The sequence below is a fragment of the Nitrospira sp. Kam-Ns4a genome (assembly GCF_965152595.1).
This window is the reverse complement of record NZ_OZ224218.1, coordinates 2,087,903-2,107,122: the sequence shown is the minus strand read 5'-3', so window position 1 is coordinate 2,107,122 and position 19,220 is coordinate 2,087,903. Positions and strand designations below refer to the sequence as shown.

At 72.1% G+C, this 19,220-nt stretch carries 20 protein-coding genes and 1 pseudogene; all 21 read right to left on the bottom strand.

Features of this window, described 5'->3' with window-relative positions:
* Positions 1-33: 33 nt before the first annotated feature.
* Positions 34-849: a MinD/ParA family protein gene (locus ACWHYQ_RS10545; RefSeq protein ID WP_447972088.1), complete on the bottom strand. Its 816-nt coding sequence runs from the start codon at positions 847-849 to the stop codon at positions 34-36.
* Between the two features lie 33 nt (positions 850-882).
* Entirely contained in the window at positions 883-2,208 is a 1,326-nt protein-coding gene (flhF, locus tag ACWHYQ_RS10540; protein ID WP_447972087.1) for a flagellar biosynthesis protein FlhF, read from the bottom strand.
* Positions 2,205-4,301 (bottom strand): flagellar biosynthesis protein FlhA, encoded by a 2,097-nt coding sequence (flhA, locus tag ACWHYQ_RS10535; RefSeq protein WP_447972086.1) that lies wholly within the window; start codon positions 4,299-4,301, stop codon positions 2,205-2,207. The genes flhF and flhA overlap by 4 nt, the downstream gene beginning before the upstream one ends.
* Positions 4,291-5,385: a flagellar biosynthesis protein FlhB gene (flhB, locus tag ACWHYQ_RS10530; RefSeq protein WP_447972085.1), complete on the bottom strand. Its 1,095-nt coding sequence runs from the start codon at positions 5,383-5,385 to the stop codon at positions 4,291-4,293. Before flhB ends, flhA begins: the two co-directional genes overlap by 11 nt.
* Positions 5,378-6,160, bottom strand: coding sequence for a flagellar biosynthetic protein FliR (gene fliR, locus ACWHYQ_RS10525; RefSeq protein WP_447972084.1), 783 nt, complete (start codon positions 6,158-6,160; stop codon positions 5,378-5,380). Before fliR ends, flhB begins: the two co-directional genes overlap by 8 nt.
* A gap of 55 nt (positions 6,161-6,215) precedes the next feature.
* Positions 6,216-6,512, bottom strand: coding sequence for a flagellar biosynthesis protein FliQ (gene fliQ / locus ACWHYQ_RS10520; protein WP_447972083.1), 297 nt, complete (start codon positions 6,510-6,512; stop codon positions 6,216-6,218).
* A 60-nt stretch (positions 6,513-6,572) separates the two neighbouring features.
* Positions 6,573-7,754: a flagellar type III secretion system pore protein FliP gene (gene fliP, locus ACWHYQ_RS10515; RefSeq protein WP_447972082.1), complete on the bottom strand. Its 1,182-nt coding sequence runs from the start codon at positions 7,752-7,754 to the stop codon at positions 6,573-6,575.
* Between the two features lie 90 nt (positions 7,755-7,844).
* Complete coding sequence (gene fliN, locus ACWHYQ_RS10510; RefSeq protein ID WP_447972081.1) at positions 7,845-8,213, bottom strand: flagellar motor switch protein FliN; 369 nt, start codon at positions 8,211-8,213, stop codon at positions 7,845-7,847.
* 26 nt (positions 8,214-8,239) lie between these two features.
* Complete coding sequence (gene fliM / locus ACWHYQ_RS10505) at positions 8,240-9,208, bottom strand: flagellar motor switch protein FliM (protein ID WP_447972080.1); 969 nt, start codon at positions 9,206-9,208, stop codon at positions 8,240-8,242.
* 81 nt (positions 9,209-9,289) lie between these two features.
* Complete coding sequence (locus ACWHYQ_RS10500) at positions 9,290-9,715, bottom strand: flagellar basal body-associated FliL family protein (protein ID WP_447972079.1); 426 nt, start codon at positions 9,713-9,715, stop codon at positions 9,290-9,292.
* Between the two features lie 490 nt (positions 9,716-10,205).
* Positions 10,206-11,468 (bottom strand): flagellar hook protein FlgE, encoded by a 1,263-nt coding sequence (locus ACWHYQ_RS10495; protein ID WP_447972078.1) that lies wholly within the window; start codon positions 11,466-11,468, stop codon positions 10,206-10,208.
* A gap of 24 nt (positions 11,469-11,492) precedes the next feature.
* A complete protein-coding gene (locus ACWHYQ_RS10490) occupies positions 11,493-12,152 on the bottom strand; it encodes a flagellar hook assembly protein FlgD (protein ID WP_447972077.1) in 660 nt (219 codons plus the stop codon).
* Positions 12,153-12,343: 191 nt separating this feature from the next.
* Positions 12,344-12,763 carry a flagellar hook-length control protein FliK gene (gene fliK, locus ACWHYQ_RS10485; RefSeq protein ID WP_447972076.1) on the bottom strand — a complete coding sequence of 140 codons (420 nt, stop codon included), beginning with the start codon at positions 12,761-12,763 and terminating at the stop codon, positions 12,344-12,346.
* Positions 12,760-13,575 carry a hypothetical protein gene (locus ACWHYQ_RS10480; RefSeq protein WP_447972075.1) on the bottom strand — a complete coding sequence of 272 codons (816 nt, stop codon included), beginning with the start codon at positions 13,573-13,575 and terminating at the stop codon, positions 12,760-12,762. Before ACWHYQ_RS10480 ends, fliK begins: the two co-directional genes overlap by 4 nt.
* Positions 13,576-13,585: 10 nt before the next feature.
* Positions 13,586-14,212 (bottom strand): MotE family protein, encoded by a 627-nt coding sequence (locus tag ACWHYQ_RS10475; protein ID WP_447972074.1) that lies wholly within the window; start codon positions 14,210-14,212, stop codon positions 13,586-13,588.
* Positions 14,213-14,222: 10 nt separating this feature from the next.
* Positions 14,223-14,699, bottom strand: coding sequence for a flagellar FliJ family protein (locus ACWHYQ_RS10470; protein ID WP_447972073.1), 477 nt, complete (start codon positions 14,697-14,699; stop codon positions 14,223-14,225).
* Positions 14,696-16,009: a FliI/YscN family ATPase gene (locus tag ACWHYQ_RS10465; RefSeq protein ID WP_447972072.1), complete on the bottom strand. Its 1,314-nt coding sequence runs from the start codon at positions 16,007-16,009 to the stop codon at positions 14,696-14,698. Before ACWHYQ_RS10465 ends, ACWHYQ_RS10470 begins: the two co-directional genes overlap by 4 nt.
* Positions 16,002-16,628, bottom strand: coding sequence for a FliH/SctL family protein (locus ACWHYQ_RS10460; RefSeq protein ID WP_447972071.1), 627 nt, complete (start codon positions 16,626-16,628; stop codon positions 16,002-16,004). The genes ACWHYQ_RS10465 and ACWHYQ_RS10460 overlap by 8 nt, the downstream gene beginning before the upstream one ends.
* Positions 16,625-17,629, bottom strand: a complete 1,005-nt coding sequence (gene fliG, locus ACWHYQ_RS10455) for a flagellar motor switch protein FliG (protein WP_447972070.1) — start codon at positions 17,627-17,629, stop codon at positions 16,625-16,627. The genes ACWHYQ_RS10460 and fliG overlap by 4 nt, the downstream gene beginning before the upstream one ends.
* Complete coding sequence (locus ACWHYQ_RS10450; protein WP_447975551.1) at positions 17,630-18,412, bottom strand: flagellar M-ring protein FliF C-terminal domain-containing protein; 783 nt, start codon at positions 18,410-18,412, stop codon at positions 17,630-17,632.
* Positions 18,345-19,199, bottom strand: a pseudogene (gene fliF / locus ACWHYQ_RS10445) (flagellar basal-body MS-ring/collar protein FliF); the annotation flags it as partial. The gene ACWHYQ_RS10450 and the pseudogene fliF, both read right to left, overlap by 68 nt.
* Between the last annotated feature and the right edge of the window lie 21 nt (positions 19,200-19,220).

Here is a 19,220-nt window from a genome sequence, read left to right as displayed (position 1 = left end):
GGCGGCGCCCGCGCCGGCCCGCCTGCTCTCCGGTCACCAGCGGCCGACGTGGCCTGCCCCGCCCAACGTCCTCGGCCCAGGGGCTCCTGGCGGCGAGGCGTCCGGCGCGCGCCAGCGGGCGATGACCTCGGCGAGCCGGCCGAAGGCCCGGCTGGCTGGCGCCTGCGGAAACAGCTCGACGACCGCCCGTTGCCGAGCGACCGCCATCCGGACGTAGTCGTCCACGGGGATCGCCCCGAGGTAGTCAATGCAGACATCCAGGAACCGGTCGGCGACCAAGCCGATCCGGCGCGCGACGTCGTCGCCTTCCCGGCGGCTGCTGGCCATGTTGACGAGCAGGCGGAAGCGTCGCGCGAGGAGCCGCCCGGAGACCACCTTCATGAGGGCGTAGGCGTCCGCCATCGCCGTCGGTTCGGGCGAGGCCATGACAACCAGCTCCTGGGCGGTGCCCGCGAAGAACAGCACGTTGGCGGAGATCCCAGCGCCAGCGTCAATCAGCAGCACGTCGGTCTCGCCTGCGGCGCGGTCCAGCTCGTCGAGCAGCGCGCGCTGCTGGGGCTCCGTGAGCGCGGTCAGTTCCGGGATGCCCGAGCCGGCCGGCAGGATCCGGATGCCGCCGGGGCCGGGGATCATGACCTCGGCGAGCCGTCGATCCCCGCGCAGCACGTGCGCCAGCGTGTACCGGGGGATCAAGCCCAGCAGGACATCGAGGTTGCCCAGGCCCAGATCCGCGTCCAACACCAGCACGCGCCGGCCCGTCCGCGCCAGCGCGAGCGCCAGGTTCGCGACGACGTTGGTCTTGCCGACCCCACCCTTGCCGCTCGCGACCGCGATCACCTGCGGCGGCACCGGCGCGGCGCCGGCGCCGCCCCTTCGCCCGCCTCACCACCGCGTCCACCACGCCCCTCCCTTCTTCGCGACACGAGCCCCCGCGGCCCGCGCCTCGGGCTTCGCCGGCTGCGGCGGCGCCGCCGGGGCCGCCCGCTCGTGGGCGCCCGGCCTCGCTCGCAGCGCCCCGCCCAGCACCAGCTCCGCCATCCGCTCGGGCCGCACCAGCTCCAGATCCTCGGGCACGTGCTGGCCCGTGCTGAAATAGGACAGCGCCCAGCCCGTCCGGCGCATCAGCTCGAAGGGGGCCCCGTACCGCGTCGTCTCATCGAGCTTCGTGAACAGCAGCCGGTTGATCGGGAGCGCCGCGTACCGGTCCACGGCGTCGAGCAGATCCTCGTCGCGCGTCGTGGCGGAGAGCACCAGGTGGATCTCCAGCGGGTGGTCGGTCGTCACGGTCCGCCGCAGCTCCTCCATACTGTCCGGATCCAGCGGGTTCCGGCCCGGCGTATCAATCAGGATGAGTTCGGCCTTGGCCCGGCGGCGCACGAACTCGACCATCTCCTCCTTCGTCAGCGCAACGTCCAGGGGCACGCCGATCGTCTGCGCGAACAGCCGGAGCTGCTCGACCGCCGCCACGCGATAGGTGTCCATCGTGACGAGCGCCACCGCGCGCCGCTCCTTCACATGGTAGTGGGCGGCGAGCTTGGCGATCGTGGTCGTCTTCCCTACCCCCGTGGGCCCGACCAGCATGACCGTTTTCTTCCACTCGCCCAGGGCGAGCAGCGGACCGCCGGTCTTCGTCTCCCGCACGAGCAGCCGCTCCAGCGCGGCACGGATCTTGGCCTCGGAATCCAGCTCGCACAACCGGCCGCGCTCGGCCATGCCGGCCGCGAGCTGGAGCGCCGTGCTGGCGGACAGCCCGGCCCGGACCAGCCGATCTCGCGCGGCCTGCAGCGGCGGTGACAACCCCGCGGCACCCTGGGCATCCCGCGGCATCGGAGGCACCCGTCCCCCGCCGGTCGTCACTGCCTCGAGCAACGTGCGGATCTGGGCCAGCTCCGCCCGGATGTCCGTCCAGGAAGCGTCGGGGCCGCGCCCCGGCGGGGGCGCCGCGCCCGGGCACTCCTCCGGGGTCGGCTTCCGCGCGACCGAGCGGCGCAGCTCTCGCTCGAACCGGGGCGCCGCCCCTTCCTGGGACGCGGGTTCGAAATCCACGGCGGCGGCCACCTCGATCAAGGGACGGCCGAACAGCCCGAACAGCGCGCCGCCCCGCCGGACCTGCTTCGTCGAGAGGATGACCGCGTCCGGACCCAGCTCCGCCTTGATCGTCCGGAGCGCATCCTGCATCGTCAGGGCCTGGAACGTCTTGATCTTCATCGCGGCTCACCCTTCTCCTCGGCCACCCGGACCGTCTCCAGCGCCTTGATCTTGGCTACCGCGTCCACCTCGCTCGTCGCCAGCACCGGCATCGCCGGCAGGAACCGCTCCGTCAGCCGGCGGAGGGGGCGGCGGAGCGGCGCCGAGCAGAGCAGGATCGGCTGCTGGCCCTGCGCGGCCACGCGCTCCACCGCCTGTTTGAGCGACAGCAGCAGCTTCTGCGCGATCACCGGATCCGGCATCCAGGCGCCGCCGGGGCCGCTGGCGGCGGCCTGCTCCGCGAGCTTCCGATCCAAGCGCGGATCCACCGTGATGACTGGCAGCGTCCCGTCCGGGGCGAGGTACTGCCGGGTGATGGTGCGGGCGAGCGCCTGGCGGGCGGCCTCGATGAGCGCCTCCGGGTCCTTCGTCGCCGCCGCCTGGTCGGCGACCGCCTCCAGGATGGTCCGCAGGTCCCGGATCGGGACCCGCTCCCGCAGCAGGCCCGCCAGCACGCGTACCACGCCCCCGAGCGGCAGGAGCGCCGGCACCAGCTCCTCGACCAGCTTCGGATGCGTCTTCGCCAGCTCGTCGAGGAGCGCCTGCACCTCCTGCCGGCCGATCAGCTCGTGGGCGTGGCGCTTGATGAGCTCGGCCAGGTGGGTGGTGATGACCGAGCTGACGTCCACCACGGTGTAGCCCGCCAGCTGGGCCTGCTCCCGCCCGGCGTCCGGCACCCAGAGCGCGGGGAGGCCGAACGCCGGCTCCTTGGTCGGGAGGCCCTGGACCGCCTGGCTGTCGGCGGTCCCCGGGTTGATCGCCAGCACGTGCCCCGGCAGCACCTCGCCCCGCACCAGCTCGACTCCCTTCAGCAGGATCGCGTACTCGTTCGGCCGGAGCTGCAGGTTGTCCCGGATGTGGACGGGCGGGACCAGAAAGCCCAGGTCCGCGGCGGTCTGCCGGCGGAGCCCCTTGATCCGCTCGAGCAACACCCCGCCCTGCTCCCCGTCCACCAAGCCGATCAGCCCGTACCCGACCTGGATCTCCAGGAGGTCCAGCGGCGCCGGCGTCGCGACCAGCTCGGGCCCCCGCCCGACAGGCTCCGCCCGCGCCGCCGCGGCCCGCGCGCGCTCCCGTCGGGCCAGCTCGTAGGCCGGCCAGGCGACGAGGCCGCCGAGCGCGAGGAACGCCGCGTGCGGCAGACCGGGGATGAGGCCCAGGCCGAGGAGCACCCCCGCCGCCGTCCAGAGGGCCTTCGGCGACACCAGCACCTGCCGCGCGATGTCCTCGCCGAGGCTTGACTCCGAGGCCGCCCGGGTCACGATCATGCCGGCGGCGGCCGAGACGATCAGCGCGGGGACTTGCGCCGCCAGCCCCTCGCCCACGGTGAGCAGCGTGTAGTTCTGGGCCGCGGCCGCCACGCCCATCCCCTGCTGCAGCACGCCGATCGCGAGGCCGCCGACGATGTTCACCAGGATGATGACCACGGCCGCGATCGCGTCCCCGCGGACGAACTTGCTCGCGCCGTCCATGGCCCCGTAGAAGTCGGCCTCTTGCGCAATCTCGCGGCGGCGGCGGCGCGCCTCCGCCTCGTTGATCAGCCCCGCGTTCAGGTCGGCGTCAATGCTCATCTGCTTGCCCGGCATCGCGTCCAGCGTGAAGCGCGCCGCCACCTCCGAGATCCGGCCGGCGCCCTTCGTCACGACGACGAAGTTGATGACCACGAGGATCACGAACACAACGAGCCCCACGGTGAAGTTCCCGCCGACGACGAAACTGCCGAACGCGCGGATCACCTCGCCCGCCGCGGCCGGCCCTTCGTTCCCGTGCAGCAGGATCAGGCGGGTCGAGGCGATGTTCAGCGACAGCCGCAGCAGCGTCAGCATGAGCAAGACGGAGGGGAAGACCGAGAACTCCAGCGGCTTCCGCACCTGCATGCTGACCAGGAGGACGAGGAGCGCCAGCGTGATGTCGAAGGCCAGCAGCAGGTCCAGCAGCAGCCGCGGCAGGGGGAGCAGCATGATCATCAGCGTGCCCACGACCCCGACGGACATGACGAGGTCAGGCTGCCGCAGCCAGGAGGCGACCGGCCAGGTCTGCTCGTCAGCGCGCATTCGGCACCTGCGGCCCCTGCCCGCGCGCCCGATAGACCAGCGCGAGGATCTCCGCCACCGCCCGGTAGAGGTCGGCCGGCACCTCGCGCCCGAGGTCCACGAGCCGGTAGAGGGTCTGGGCGACGAACCGGTTTTCCACCACCATCACCCCGTGCCGGCGCGCCACCGCCTTGATCCGCTCGGCGAGCTCGCCGGCGCCCTTGGCCACGACCATCGGCGCCGCCATCGTCGCCGCGTCGTACCGGAGCGCCACGGCCAGGTGCGTCGGGTTCGTGATCACGACGTCGGCCTTCGGCACCGCCGCCATCATGCGCTTCCGGGCCATCTCGCGCTGCACGCGACGGACGCGCGCGCGCACGAGCGGGTCGCCCTCCGTCTCCCGCTGCTCCTGCTTGACCTCTTCCTTGGTCATCCGGAGCCCGCGCTCCCACTCGAACCGCTGGTAGGCGTAGTCCGCGGCCGCGATCGCGGCGAGGGCGAGCCCGATCCAGAGGGCCGCCTTCGCGAGCAGCGCCGCCGTCAGGTGCAGGACGTCGGCGAGGTCGTAGGTCCCCAGCGCCGCCAGGTGCGGGAGGTCGTCCCGCACGGCCGCGGAGACGACGCCCACGATCACCACGACCTTGAGGACGGCCTTGGCCAGCTCGACGGCGGCCCGCCAGGAGGCGAGCCGCGCGAAGCCGGCCGCGGGGTTGAGCCGGGAGAAATCCGGCGCGAGGCCCTTGGTCGGCCAGAGGAAGCCGGTCTGCACGAGGAAGGCCCCTACCCCGACCGCCGTGAGCCCGAGCAGCAGCGGCAGGGCCAGCGCCAGCCCGTCCAACCCGGCGCGGGTCAGCAGGGCGCGGACCGTGTCTGGACTGACCTCGAGCCCGGCGCCCGCGCCGGCCGCCTGCCCGAGCCATCGCCGCATGACCTCGACGAGCTGCGCCGCGCTGTGCTCGCCGGCGAGGCCGAGCAGCGCCAGGCCGGCGAGCAGCACGGCCGCGGTCGGCACCTCGCGGCTGATCGGGACCTGCCCGCGCTCCCGGGCCTCCTTCCTCCGGCGCGCCGTCGCCCGCTCGGTGCGCTGACCCGCCGGCTCAGCCATCCCCCAGCCCCCGTATCAAGCCGTGGACCGTGTCGGCGAGGCGGACCAGCTCGGCTTCGATGAGCCCAGCGGCGAAGGGCAAGGCCGCGCCCGCCACCAGGAGCCCGCCCGCGATCGTGATCGGAAAGCTCAGCAGGAACACGTTGATCTGGGCGACCGCCCGGCCCAGCGCGGCCAGCACCAGGTTGACCACGAGCAGCGTGGCCATGACGGGCGCGGCCAGCTTGAGCGCGACCAGGAACAGCCCCTGCGTGACCCGGAGCACGTCCTCCACGAGGGCGGCCGGGAGCCGCGCCCCGAAGGGCGGGATCACCGTCAAGCTCGTGGCGATGGCGTCCACGACGAGCAGGTGTCCATCCAGCGAAAGGAACAGGAGCGACGCCAGGAGCAGGACAAGCTGGCCGATCACCCCGAGCTGCTGGGCGGAGGCGGGATCGACGAGCTGGACCACCCCCAGCCCCATCTGGGTGCCGATGAGCTCGCCCGCCATCTCGATCCCCGCGAACAGGGCGCGTGTCGCCAGGCCGATGGTCAGTCCCACCAGGAACTCCGCCGTCAGGCCCGCGCCGAGCAGCAGCGCGTCGTCGGGTGGGGCCGCCGCCCGCGCGAACGGGAGCAGGACGAGCGCGAGCATCAGAGCCACGCCGGCCTTGACCGGCACGGGGATCGCGCGGCTGCCCAGCAGCGGCCAGGCCGCCAGGATCCCGGCGACCCGCGTCAGGACCACGAGCAGCGCCTGGACCTGCGGGAGCGCGACATGGAGGAGGTCGTTCACAACTGACTCCGCCGGGTCACTGCTCCATCCCCTGCCCCCTGCCCACCGCTTCTCCTCACCGGACCATCTCCGGAATGCCGCCGAGCGTCGCGGTCGTGAAGCTGATCAGCAGCCCCAGCATCCAGGGCAGGAACAAGAACGCCGTGGCCACGACGGCCAGGACCTTCGGGACAAAGGTGAGGGTTGCCTCATTGATCTGGGTCACCGCCTGCACGAGCCCGACGAGCAGGCCGACGAGCAGGCTCAGCCCCAACATCGGCGCCGACACCAGCAGCATCGTCTCGATCGCCCGCCGTCCGATCTCGATGACGAGCTCAGGGGTCATCTGCTCCTCCAGCGCGCCGCGCGCCACCAGCCGCTTCCACCCCCCGTTCCCCGTTTCTCATCGTCGCTCTGGGCTGCTGGCTCCTGGCTAATGAAAACTCCTCAGCATCGAGCCCACCACCAGATACCAGCCGTCCGCGAGCACGAACAGGATCAGCTTGAACGGCAGCGAGATCACGACCGGCGGGAGCAGCATCATCCCCATGGACATCAGGACGCTCGCGACGACCATGTCCACGATCAGGAAGGGAATGTAGAGCAAGAACCCGATCTGGAACGCGATCCGCAATTCGCTCAGGATGAACGCCGGAATGATCACATGCGTCGGCAGCTCGTCGGCCTGGGCCGGCTTCGGCCGCCTGGCCAGCTCGACGAACAGCTCGAGGTCCTTCTCCCGCACCTGCCGGAGCATGAACTCCCGGATCGGCACAAGGCCGCGGGCGAGCGCCTCCTCGTGGGTGATCTGCTCGGCCAGGAACGGCTGCAGCGCGGTCTCGGAGACCCGGTCCCAGACCGGCGCCATGACGAAGAACGTCAGGAACAAGGCCAGGCTGATCAGCACCTGGTTGGGCGGCACCTGCGGCGCGCCGATGGCCTGCCGCAAGAAGGCCAGCACGATGACGATGCGCGTGAAGGCCGTGACCATGATGAAGAAGGCCGGCGCCAGGGAGAGGACGGTCAGCAGGGCCAGGAGTTGAATGACGGTGGCGGTCGCGCCGGGCCCGCCGCCCAGATCCAGCGTGAGCGAGGGGCCGCCAGCCCAGGCCGACCCCGCCCCCACGCCCGTGACGACCGCGACCGCCGCGACGGCCAGCCGGGCGCCTCGGGTGCACTGCCGCACCAGCTTCGAGGTCCCCGCCGCATCCTGGCTCACCGACGTCCCGCGGCGCCGCCGCGGGCGCCTCCCGGCGCCGGCCCCGCTCCAGGCCGCCACGGCGGCGAGTCCGGCGCCGCTTCCGGCGGCGGGCCGGGGACGGGCCCGCTGCGCGAGCAGGCGCGCCACCCGTTCGGGATCACGGATCCGCCCGAGGGGCACGAGGCTCGTGGCGGTGGCCCCTAGCACGAGCACCTCGCCGGCCACTGCGACAACGAACACCTCCCGGCGCGGCCCGAGGGAGCCGGTGCCGAGCACCTGCACGAGAGGGCCCTCGGGGTCGGCGGCTCCGATCCGCCCGAGGACGCGCCGCGCCACGCCCCAGCCGAGCAGCAGCACGCCCAGCACGACGGCGAGCGCGGCGACCATCCGGATGAGGCTGTCCCAGAGATCCATGATCCCCTCACCGGTCAACGCGACGGGGACGAACCGACGCGGCGTGCGGGCACCGCGGCCGTCGCGGTGTCTTTCCGTCCCCGCGTCTCCTCATTTCAACTGTTGCACCCGCTCGACGGCGCTCACCACATCGGTGAGGCGCACCCCAAACTTCTCGTTCACGACGACGACTTCCCCGCGCGCCACCAGACGGTTGTTGACCAGCACGTCCATGGGCTCGCCAGCCTGCTTCTCCAGCTCAATGACCGAGCCCTGCCCAAGCTGCAAGAGATCGCGAATCAGCATGCGCGTCGAGCCGAGCTGCACGGACACCTGCATCGGAATGTCCAGGAGCAGATCCAGGTTCCGGGGCAGGGCCTCCGCGCCAGGTGGCTCGGGGGCCGCAGCCGCTCGGAGCTCGGAGGCCGCCTCGGCTTCGGTCAGGTCGCCCTTCTGCTGCACGATGTCGAGATTCGACATGCCCACTCCCCTCCCCGTTCCTCGCGTCACTTCAACGCCCGGCTGACCCGAAACACCTGACTGCCCCGCATGACGCCGGCGCTCCCCAGGAATTTCGGGTGCCCCTCCACGAAGCAGGTGAGGGGATCGCCGGGGCTCTGGTCCAGCACGATCACGTCGCCCGGCGCGAACTGCAGCACGTCCCGGACGCGCACCGTCGCCGTGCCGAACCGCACCGTGGCCTCCACCGCACAGTCCTGCAATTCCTCCTTGAATCGTGCGGTCCAGCCGAGGTTCTGCTCCATGCGGTCGGAGAAGAAGCCGGAGTACAGCTTTTCCTTAATCGGTTCGAGCATGGAGTAGGGGTAGGCCAGGAAGAGGTCTCGGCCCGTCTCGCCGAGGTGCACGCGCAGGGTGATCGCCACCACGATCTCCGAGAGCGACACGATCATGGCGAACTGCGGGTTGCTTTCCGATCGCGAGAGCGTGACCTGAACGGGCACCACCGGCTGCCAGGCCTTCTCCAGGTCCCGGAGGGCCTGGGTGGCGACGGTCCGGATGATCCGTTGCTGGACGGGGGTGAAGTCCCGCCCCTCAGGCTTGACGTGCGAGACCCCGCTGCCACCAAAGAAGTAGTCCACCACGAGGTACACGACCATGGCGTCCATCACGAACAAGCCGTAGCCCCGGAGCGGGTCCATCTGAAACACGGTCAACGAGGAGGGCACCGGAATCTTCTTCAAGAACTCGCTGAACTTGATCACCTGCGTGCCGATGATACTGAAGTCAATCATCTTGCGGAGCGTCGTGCCCCAAGAGACAGCCTGCAGGCGGGCGAAGCGGTCGCTGATCATCTCGAGGGTCGGCATCCGCCCGCGGAAGATCCGTTCTTGGTTGATGAGGTCGTAGGACCGGATGCCGGCCGGCTTCTCTTCCTTGGGCTCCGTGTCCACCTCGCCGGAGACGACGCCTTTCAGGAGCGCGTCCACCTCGTCCTGCGACAGGATTTTCTCCATGTTACCCTCACCGGTCGCGAGTCGTGCGCAGCCGGCCGCAAGCCGCTCCTTGTTGTTCGCGGTTTGCGCCTGACTGTTTGCTCACTGGATGACAAACTCCGTGAAATAGACGGTCTTGACGCCGCCCTTGGGGATCGCGGCGTTGATCCGCTGCGTAATCTCGTCGCGGAGCTGGAACTTCCCCTGCGTGCTCCGGAGGCTGGTGGAGTCCTTGCTGGACAGCAGGATCAGGACCGCATCCCGGATCTGCGGCACCCGCGCCGCGACCTCGGCCGAGGCCTCCGGCCGCTCCAACTCCAGCTTGACCGTGAGCTTGAGGTACCGGACCTCCGGCGCATCGGCGAGATTCACGATGAACGAGTCGAGGTCGTAGAGCGTGCCCGCCTCGCCCTTCGCGCCAGCCGCCGCGCCGGCCTGGCCCGACGCCGGTGCGGCGGCGCGCTCGTGTCGGCCTGGTCCGCCGGCGGCGCAGCGCCGCCCCCACGCCGGCGGCCGGGCCGCCCCCACGGAGCAGGAAGAAGGCGACCGCGCCGCCGACCGCCAGGATGGCGAGGGCCGCTCCGATCAGCAGAACCGTTTTCTTGGACATGCCCGAGGGCGCCGCGGCGGCGACGGGGGCCGGGGCTTCAGCGACGTTGGCCATGGTGCCTCTCCCTTCTTCATCGGCAGTGGGTCTCCCGCGGACTCTGCAACGGATATGCCGTGCAGGCTGCGATAGAGACGCCTGTGCAACCGACCGTCGTGGTAAGCGATTCCATCCTGCTCAGGAGGCGGGCGCCGGTCGGCCCGTCATTCGCCAGACGGTTCCAGGGCACGGCCCATTGACACCGTCAGATTCGTGACGCCCGGAGGAAAGGGAGCGGATGGCGAGCCGCGCCTCGCCGACAGCCGGAGGGAGACGGAGCGAAGAGAAGAACCGGGATCGAGCCGCGACCGTGGACGCGCACCGCGACCGGATCCCGCCTTGCATAAGCTACTTGCTCTGAGCCATTCGCGGTCACCGCTTGAGGCTCATCACCTCGACGAGCAGCTCATCGGTGGTCGTGATCACACGCGAGTTGGCCTGGTATTCTCGTTGGGCCGCGATCATGTCCACGAACTGGTCGCTCAGGTCCACGTTGGACTGCTCCAACGAGGCCAAGACGATGGTGCCCAGCCCGCCCGCGGCCGGCTTCCCGACGGTCGCCTCGCCGGAGGCCGTCGTCGCCTCGAACAGGTTGTCGCGCGTCCGTGCGAGCCCCTGCGGGTTGATGAACCCGGCGAGCGCCACCTGGCCCAGCGCGCGGGTCCGGCCGTTCGAGAACCGAGCGATCACCTGCCCGGCCCCATCCACCGTGACGCCTTCAAGCGACCAGGCCGCATAGCCGTCCTGCGTCAGCTCGGTCACCTCGGACGCCCGGCTGTACTGCGTCATGCCGCTGAAATCGAAGGCGACGGGCACCGAGCCCGAGCCGAACGTGAGCGATGCCGAGGCCGAGGCGGATCCGGACTGCGTGCCGTCGTCTTGGAACGCGAGCGTGCCGGTCCCGGCGACGGCGCCATTGGCCACGACGTTGTACGCCCAGGCGTTCGCGCCGGTCTTCGTGAAGTACACCGTCACCAGGTGCCCGGCACCCTGCGCGTCGTACACCGTCAGCGAGGTCGCGAAGGTGGAGGTGCCCGATGGATCCGCGCTGTCGAACCCGCCGGTGATGGCGGCGGCGGAGGCGTCCAGGTTCCCGGCAATCGTCGCGGCCGTGGTCGCGTGGGGCGGCGAGGAGACTTGGGTGATCGCGCCGGTTCCGGACGACCCCGCCCCGGACGAGTCCCCCGTGGTCTTCGCGGTCGTGAGCGTGCCGAGCGTCGTGGTGATCGTCCCGGTCTCGTCCGCCAGGTACCCCTGCAGGAGCTGGCCGCCCGGGGCGACCACCCGCCCCTTCGCGTCCAGCCCGAACTGGCCGGCCCGCGTATAGAAGGTGTTCCCTGTGCTGTCCTTGACCACGAAGAACCCGTTTCCCTGGATAGCCAGATCCAAGTCATGGCCGGTCGGGCTGATCAGCCCTTGCGTGAACTCGCCCGTGACCAGGGGCACGTTGGTGCCCAGCCCCACGTGGCCGCGCGCGCCCCCGCGCAGGTAGCTGGATCCGACCATCTCGGCGAACAGGGCCCGGCTCGCCTTGAATCCGACCGTTGCGGAATTGGCGATGTTGTTGCTGATCACCTGCAGCCATCGGCCCGTGGCGTCCAGCCCGCTGAGGCCCGCGTACAGCGCCGTCAACATCGTGCGTCCCTCCCGGCTTGGCAGCTAGAAAATCTGCTGCACCTCCCCTGGATCCACTGTCCGGTCCCCGGCGAGCAGCTTGGGCTGCCCGGCCACGACGGTGACGCCGGTCACCGTGGCGAGGATGGACGGCGTGACCGCGACGGCCTGCCCGCCGGCCCCCTTCGCACTCACGGCGATCGCGTAGGTGCCGGCCGGAGCCCGGCTGCCGGCTTGGTCCAGCCCGTCCCAGACGAGCTGGTGTGCCCCGGACGCTTGCGCGCCCGCTTGGATCGCGCGCACCGGACGGCCCGCGCTGTCCACGATCGCCACCTGCACGGCGGTCGCGTCGCCCGCCAGCGTATAGGAGATCGTCGCCGGACCCGTGCCCACCTGGATCGCGCTCCCGCCGATCCGGACCTGCCGCCCGATCAGCGAGACCAGCCCGAACGGCAGCGCCGCGTGCTGCCCGACCACGCTCTGCTCCATCAGCGTGACGAGCTTGTTCGTCTGCTCGAGCTGGCTGAACTGCGCGAGCTGCCCGATGAACGATTCGTTGTCCACGGGCTGGAGCGGATTCTGGTACTGCAACTGCGTCACCAGGAGCTTGAGGAACACATCCTGGCCCAGCGACGGCGACCCACCAGAGGCCGGCGCGGGCGGCGCCGCCACCGTTTGACGGGAAAGCCCGGTGATGCTGTCCATCTCGTCCTCCTCCGCGCGAGGGACCCCTCCGACGGGACGCTCCGGCCGCAAGAGCCATGCCACCGGCCGCACCGGTCCGCGGCCCGTGCCGGTTCCCCCGTGCCGCCAGAGAGTTCGACGCCGTTTCAGGGAGGACAGGTGGGGCGAACGGCCGGGGCGGCGCGGCGGCCCGGGGACGTTTCTGCAGTGAGCTAGGCAAAAAGATTCAGCGCGCTGCGGCAGCCGCTCTCCCCGTCGGGACCCGCTGTCGGCTCGACCCCGGGTGTCTCGACCGGCCCGGTCGCTTCGGAGGGCTCAGGGGCGGTTCCCGGGAACGGGGCACCGGTCTCGGACTGGTTCCGCTCTCGCCCGGTCGTGGAGACGAAGAAGCTCCCGACCGCGAGCCCCTGGGCGCCGAGCTCCGCTTCCAGCCAATCCCGGTTCTCGATCAGGTACTCGCGCAGCCCCGCCTGTTCGGTGACGAGCGAGGCGTAGACGGTACGGTCAGCGAGCGCGACGTGGAGTCGGATCCGCCCGAGGTCCTCCGGTTCGAGCTCGAGCCGGATGGACGGGATGCCCTGGTAGCCCGTCGGCTCCGGAAGGGGCTCCGCCAGCAGGGGGCTCGCGATCACGCCCGCTGGCGCCTTGGCCGCCGCCCCGGCTGTCCGGCCGGTCGCGCCACTGGCCGGCGGCCCCGGCACGATCCCGTTGTCAGCGGGCCTGGAGGGCCCGCCCGGGGTCGCCTGCGGCTCGCCCTCCGCCGCGGCCGTGCCACCCCACCCGCCGGCGGCCGGGCCGCCCTGGCCCCTGGCGCGGCGAGTGCCCGCCCGTCCATCCCCGGCTCGCGCCGGGCGGCCACGTTCAGCACCTCCACTTGGCTCCACGCGGGGTCTTCCGGTTGGTCGGCCGACGGCGCCGATTCCACGTGACGGCCAGACTCATCCTCGGGACGGAGTGCGGCGGCTGGCGGACGGTCGGCCCGGGCCGGCTCCTCGCGCGAGTCGCTCGGCCGAGCGGCGTGGTCGCTGTCGCCGACCGCCGAGACGGCCCTTGCCTGTCGCCAGGCGGCCGGCTGCGCCGCCGCTCGGCCGTCCGCGAGAGGCTCGCGGGCTCGGGCCAGCGCCAGGCTGGCCGGCCGCGGCGCGCGACCCGCCCGAGCGGCCCCCGATTCCGGCCGCGGGTCTGGCCCACCGGACAGGCGTCCGCCCAGGCGCGCCGCCGACGCGAGACCCGGCACCGGCGCCAGCCATCCTCCGTCGAGCGTCCTCAGCTCTGCGTCGGGGTCAGACCCGCTGCGCTCGGTCTCCCCCGCCAGCTCGACGAGCTCCCGCTGGAATGTCGACCGGCGCCCGGGCCCGCGCGGCCCCAAGGCCGACCCGCGTGGGACCTCCGTCGCGCTCGCCTCGCGCGGCGGGGCCAGAGGGTCCTGGACCGTCGTCAGCATCGGTCGCTCCTCACTCGGAGACCAGTTGCGCCGTGAGCTGCGCGGCCCGCTCCGGCCGCACCTGAGCCAGGATCGCGCCGGCGGTCTTGCCCTTGAGCGCACGCAAGAGCCGGAGCGCCTTCTCGCGCGGCATCTTCTCGATCCGCGCGGCGGCCTCCTCGGGCGGCATCGTCTCGTAGATCTTCGCGAGATGGGTGAACGCCGCCTGGCGCGCCTCGGCGGCGGTGGCCGCCTGCTTCGCTTCGAAGGCCCGGCGGCGCGCCTCCTCCGCCTGCACCCGCTCTTCGTATCGCGCGAGGACCTCTTCGATTTCCCGCTTCAGCACGGTGAGCCGGGTCTCCGCCTCGCGCAGCCCCGCCTCCCGCCGATCGAGCACCTGCTTGCGCTGATCGAGGAGCGCCAGGATCTCGGCCGGCGTCGCCAGCGCCGGCCCATGGAGCGGCTGCGGCGGGCGCAGCGCGGCCGGCACCGTGTCCGGCGGCGCCGGGCCCGCCGCGGGCGGCCGATCCCCTGGCGGCACCGCGCCCGCCCCCAGGCCGGCCACGACGACCAGCGGGACGAGCAGGGAGAGCCCGCGGCGCCACGCGGCCCGGCTCCCGCCCCCGCCAGCCGGCGCTCGCGCGTCGGCGTGCCGCACCGGTCTCCTCTCATGGGACGCCCTCGCGCGATCCGCGGGGCCGGGCGGCCGTCCGCCCGTCCCGGGCCGAGACGAACTGCCGGCCGGCGGCCTCATCCAGGTGGCGCTGCGCCGCCGCGGCCGCCCGCCGCCGCTCGCCGGCCGCCCGGCGCCGTTCCAGGGCCTCAAGCTTCTTGCGCTCCCGAGCCGCCTCGAGCACCTCCGCCATCTTCTCCGTCCAGTGGCGATGGGCCTCGGCCACGGCGGCTCGCGCTTTCGCGATCGCCTCCGTCATCCCCTCCATCAGCACGTACCGGCCCGCGACCTCGTCGGCCGGCAGACCCGCCCGCGCCGCCGCCAGGTAGCGCTGCGCGTCCTGCTCGGCCGCCGCCTCCAGCCGGGCCCGCTCCGCCAGCGCCTGCTTCAGCGCCTGCTCCAACGCGACCAGCTCCGCGCGCAGCGTCTGCTCGAGCTGCGCCCGATAGGTCCGCAAGACGGCGAGGTTCATCGGAGTCCCTCCGCCAGCTTGAGCAAGGCGGTCCGGGAGTCCGCCCAGCTCACCCGCTGGTCCATCTCTTGCCGCAGGTATCGTGTGATGGGCTCCACCATCGCGACCGCCCGATCGAGTCGCGGGTTCCCACCCGCCTTGTACGCGCCGATCGTGATCAGCTCCTCGGAGCGCCGGTACAGGGCCAGGGTCTCGAGCAGCGCCCGCGCGGCCGCGTCGTGCTCCCGCGTCACGATCTCCCGCATCACGCGACTCGTGCTCTGCAGCACGTCAATCGCCGGAAAGTGGTTCTGCGCGGCCAGCTCCCGCGCGAGCACGATATGCCCGTCCAGCACCGACCGCGCCGCATCGGCGATCGGATCGGCCAGGTCGTCGCCCTCGACGAGCACCGTGTACAGCCCGGTGATCGTGCCGGGCCCGTCCCCCGTGCCGGCCCGCTCGAGCAGTTTGGGCAGGAGCGCGAACACCGAGGGGGGGTAGCCCTTCGTGGTCGGCGGCTCGCCGATCGCCAGCCCGACCTCGCGCTGGCCCTGGGCGAAGCGGGTCAGCGAGTCCATCAGCAGCAGCACCTGCTGGCCCCGGTCCCGGAAATACTCCGCGACCGCGGTCGCGAGGAACGCCCCGCGCACCCGTACCAGCGGCGGCTGATCCGAGGTGGCCACGATCACGACCGACCGGGCCAGCCCCTCGGACCGGAGGTCGCGCTCGAGAAACTCCTTGACCTCGCGCCCGCGCTCGCCGATCAGGGCGACCACGTTCACGTCGGCGACGGTGTGGCGCGCCATCATGCCGAGCAGCACGCTCTTGCCCACGCCGGACCCGGCGAGGATCCCCACCTTCTGGCCACGCCCGCAGGCGAGCAGGCCGTTGATCGCGCGGATGCCGAGGTCCAACGGGTCCGTGATGCGCCGCCGCCTCATCGGGTTGAGCGGCGCGCCGTAGAGGGGGACCTCGGCCTCGGCCGGGATCGGCCCTCGGCCGTCCAGCGGCTCGCCCAACCCGTTCAGGACGCGCCCGAGCAGCCCCGGGCCGACCCGGGCGGCGGCGGGGCGCCCGCGCATGATGAGGCGGCTGGCGGGGCCGATCCCGCGCAGCTCGCCGAGCGGCATCAGCAGCACCTGCTCGTCGCGGAATCCGACGGTCTCCGCCGCGACACGGTCCTCGCCATCGTCCGGCACGATCTCGCACTGCTCGCCGACCGCGCGCATCGGCCCTCGCCCCTCGATCACGAGCCCAACGGCTCGGCTGATCCGGCCGTGCACCGCGACCGGATCCGCCGCGGCGACGCGGGCGAGCAGGCGCTCAACCATCGGGTCCCTCCCGGCCTTCCCGGCGGCGCAGCGCTTCCCCGAGGCGGGCGAGCTGGACCTCCAGCCGCGCGTCCGCGAGCCGGCTCGGCGTCTCCACCAGGCACCCGCCCCGCGAGACGCGAGGGTCGCTTTGGATCTCCACGGCGGCTCCCTCGCCCGCCGCGGCGAGCGCGGCGCGGAAGCCCTCGAGCACGGGCACGTCCTGGGGATGGACCCGGATCGTGAACGGCCCCCCGTCCCGGATCCGCGCGACGAGCTCCCGCGCCTGCGCCGCCACCGCCGCCCCCAGTGCCTCGCTCCGCTCGCGGAGCACCTTGGCGGCGATCTCCAGCGCGAGCCCAGCCACCAGGTCTTCCGCGTCGCGCAACCACGCTTCCCGGTGGGCCCGGATTTCCCGAACGAGCGCGGTGAGCAGCGCGTTCTGCCGCTCGAGCGGCGCGAGCATCTGCTCCTGCACCCGGCGCTCCCCGTCCGCCACGCCCCGCTCGTAGGCCCGCTGCTCGCGCGCCGGCTCCTCCGCCGCCCGGGCGCCCGGGGAGGTGACCGCCTGCAGCTCGTAGGGCTGGAGCGCCGCCGCGCCCTCCGGCTTGAGCACCCGGGCGAACTCCTTCGCGATCATACGAACTCCTCCCCGGCCCCGCCGACCACCAGGCGGCCTTCCTCCTCCAGCTTGCGGCAGAGCTTGAGGATGTTCTGCTGCGCCTTTTCCACCTCGCTGACCCGGACCGGCCCGCGGGCCTCCATGTCCTCCTTGAGCATCTCGGCGGCGCGGCTGGACATGTTGCGAAACACCTTGTCGCGCACCTCTGGGCTGGCCGCCCGCAACGCCAGGGCGAGATCGTCCTTGCTGACCTCCTTGAGCAGCTCCTGCATGCCGCGGTCGTCCACCTGCACGAGGTCCTCGAAGACGAACATCAGGGAGCGGATGGTCTCCGCCAGCTCGGCGTTGCGCTCCGTCAGCCGGGCCATGATGCCGTTCTCCACGCTCTTGTCCAGGCGCGTCAGCAGCTCGGCCGCCACCTCGGCGCCGCCCAGGCGCTCGCCACGCGAGGGGCCGTTGACCTTCAGCGCCTCTTGCAGCACGTCGCTGAGCTGCTTGAGCACCTCGGGTTGCACGTCCTCAATCAGGGCGACCCGCATGGTCACGTCCGCCCGCAGCGCCTCCGGCAGGGCCGCTAGGACCTGGCTGCCCTGCTCCGGGTCCATCTGGGAGAGGACCACCGCGATCGTCTGCGGATGCTCCACCTTGATGAGCTGCGCGACGGCGCGGGGATCCAGCCACTTGAGGGACTCCAACCCCGGGTAGGAGGTCGTGGTCAGCGTCTCCAGGATGCGCGAGGCCTTCTCGGGCCCCAGCGCCTTGGTCAGGATGGCGCGAATGTACTCCTTGCCCTCGAAGCCCACGGCGCCCATCGCGTTCGCCTCTTTGAACTCCCGAATCACCGCCTCCTCTTCCTCGCGCGAGATGTTCGAGAGCTCGGCCATGTAGGCGCCGATCTTGCGGATGTCCTTCGGCTCGAGGTGGCGCATGACCGCCGCGGCGGCGTCCTCTCCGATGGCCCGAAGGAGGATCGCCGCCTTCTCCTCGCCGCTGAGCTTCCGGGACGACGACGCCGCCATCTAGGCGCCTCCTTTGAGCCACTGCTTGACCACCAGGGCCGTGGTCTCCGGGTTGTTCTTCGCCTGGTCCACGAGCTGCGCCCGCGGCGCGGCGGACAGCGACGCCTCCACCTCGCTCACCGTCATCGGAAGCCCCTGGGGCAGCGCGAGGCTGCCCGCCGTTGGCGCGGCCGGGGCCGCCGTGAGCGTCGCGACCAGCGGCCGCACGACGACGAGCAGGACCAGCGCGAACAGCAGCACGGCGACGCCGTACCGCACGTAGGGCGCGGCGGCCGTCAGCGCGGAGACGCCCGCCTCGGCGGTCGCGCCGGGCCCCTCCTCGGCCTCCACGTCGAAGGGGACGTTGACGACCTCCACCTGATCGCGGCGTTCGGCCGAGAAGCCCATCGCCGTCTTGACGATCTCTTCGATCCGCCTCATGTCGGCCTCGGACCGCGGGACATAGGTCCGCTTGCCGCCGGCCTGGTCGCCCTCCTTGGGCGTCTCGTAGGTCCCGTCCACGAGCACGGCCACGGAGAGCTGCTTGATGGTCCCGACCGGCTCGACGATGCGCGAGACCGTCCGGCTGATCTCGTAGTTCACCGTCTCGTGCTTGGTCTGGCTGCTCTGGCTGCTGGCCTGGACCGGCCCCCGGCCCCCGCGGGCGCGCCCGCCCCGGCACATTCGACGCGACGCCGGGCGGGCCGCCCGCCGCCAGCGCGGGCGCTGGGCCCGAGTTGTTGGCGCTCCCGCTGGTCTTCTCCGATTGGCGCTGCTCGCTCCGGACGACCTGGCCGTTGGGATCGAAGCGCTCCTCGGTGAGTTCGACCTGCCGGAAGTCCAGCACGCTGGAGACGCGCACGACGGCCTTGCCCGCGCCGACGATCCGCTCGAGCATCGTCTGGATGCGCTGCTCGATGTCCTTCTCCAGCGACCGCTGGTACTCGAGCTGGGAGCCGGAGAGCCGCGTCGGCCCGTCGTCGGCCGCCTCGGAGAGCAACCGGCCGTGGCCGTCCACGACCGTCACCGCCCCGGGCTGGAGCCCCTCGACGCTGCTCGCGACCAGGTGGACGATCCCCTGCGTCTGCGCCTTGCTCAGCGACGCCCCCCGGCGGAGCGAGAGCACGACCGAGGCCCGCGGTCGCTCCTGCTCCGGGCTGAACAGTCGCCGCTCCGGCACGGCCAGGTGCACCCGCGCCCGCTCGACCTCGGGCAGCTGCGCGATCGTCCGGGCCAGCTCGCCCTGGAGCGCCCGCCGGTAGTTCAGTTTCTGGACGAACTCGGACATCCCGATCGTGTTGCGGTCGAAGATCTCGAAGCCGACCCCGCCCCCGTGCGGCAACCCCTGGCCCGCGAGCTGGAGCCGCAGCTCGTGGACGCGCGCGGCCTCCACGAGGATCGACCCGCCACCCGCGCCGACCTCGTAGGGGACCTTCGCCTCCTTGAGCTTCTCGACGATGGCGCCCGCATCGTCCGGGGAGAGGCCGGAAAAGAGCACCTGCAGCTCCGGCTGCTGGCTCCAGAGCGCCACCGCGACCAGCGCGGCGACCGCGGCGGCCAGCCCGATCACGATCGTGAGCCGACGTGCCATCGGCAGTGCTGCGAATTTGGC

Excerpts from the sequence above, each read along its gene's own strand:
- ACWHYQ_RS10480 (WP_447972075.1), bottom strand. The coding sequence starts at position 13,575 with ATGCTGACGACGGTCCAGGACCCTCTGGCCCCGCCGCGCGAGGCGAGC.
- ACWHYQ_RS10490 (WP_447972077.1), bottom strand. The coding sequence starts at position 12,152 with ATGGACAGCATCACCGGGCTTTCCCGTCAAACGGTGGCGGCGCCGCCC.
- flhF (WP_447972087.1), bottom strand. The coding sequence starts at position 2,208 with ATGAAGATCAAGACGTTCCAGGCCCTGACGATGCAGGATGCGCTCCGG.
- fliG (WP_447972070.1), bottom strand. The coding sequence starts at position 17,629 with ATGGCGGCGTCGTCGTCCCGGAAGCTCAGCGGCGAGGAGAAGGCGGCG.
- fliN (WP_447972081.1), bottom strand. The coding sequence starts at position 8,213 with ATGTCGAATCTCGACATCGTGCAGCAGAAGGGCGACCTGACCGAAGCC.
- flhB (WP_447972085.1), bottom strand. The coding sequence starts at position 5,385 with ATGGCTGAGCCGGCGGGTCAGCGCACCGAGCGGGCGACGGCGCGCCGG.
- fliP (WP_447972082.1), bottom strand. The coding sequence starts at position 7,754 with ATGGATCTCTGGGACAGCCTCATCCGGATGGTCGCCGCGCTCGCCGTC.
- ACWHYQ_RS10470 (WP_447972073.1), bottom strand. The coding sequence starts at position 14,699 with ATGAACCTCGCCGTCTTGCGGACCTATCGGGCGCAGCTCGAGCAGACG.
- ACWHYQ_RS10460 (WP_447972071.1), bottom strand. The coding sequence starts at position 16,628 with ATGATCGCGAAGGAGTTCGCCCGGGTGCTCAAGCCGGAGGGCGCGGCG.
- ACWHYQ_RS10465 (WP_447972072.1), bottom strand. The coding sequence starts at position 16,009 with ATGGTTGAGCGCCTGCTCGCCCGCGTCGCCGCGGCGGATCCGGTCGCG.
- fliM (WP_447972080.1), bottom strand. The coding sequence starts at position 9,208 with ATGGAGAAAATCCTGTCGCAGGACGAGGTGGACGCGCTCCTGAAAGGC.
- ACWHYQ_RS10495 (WP_447972078.1), bottom strand. The coding sequence starts at position 11,468 with ATGTTGACGGCGCTGTACGCGGGCCTCAGCGGGCTGGACGCCACGGGC.
- flhA (WP_447972086.1), bottom strand. The coding sequence starts at position 4,301 with ATGCGCGCTGACGAGCAGACCTGGCCGGTCGCCTCCTGGCTGCGGCAG.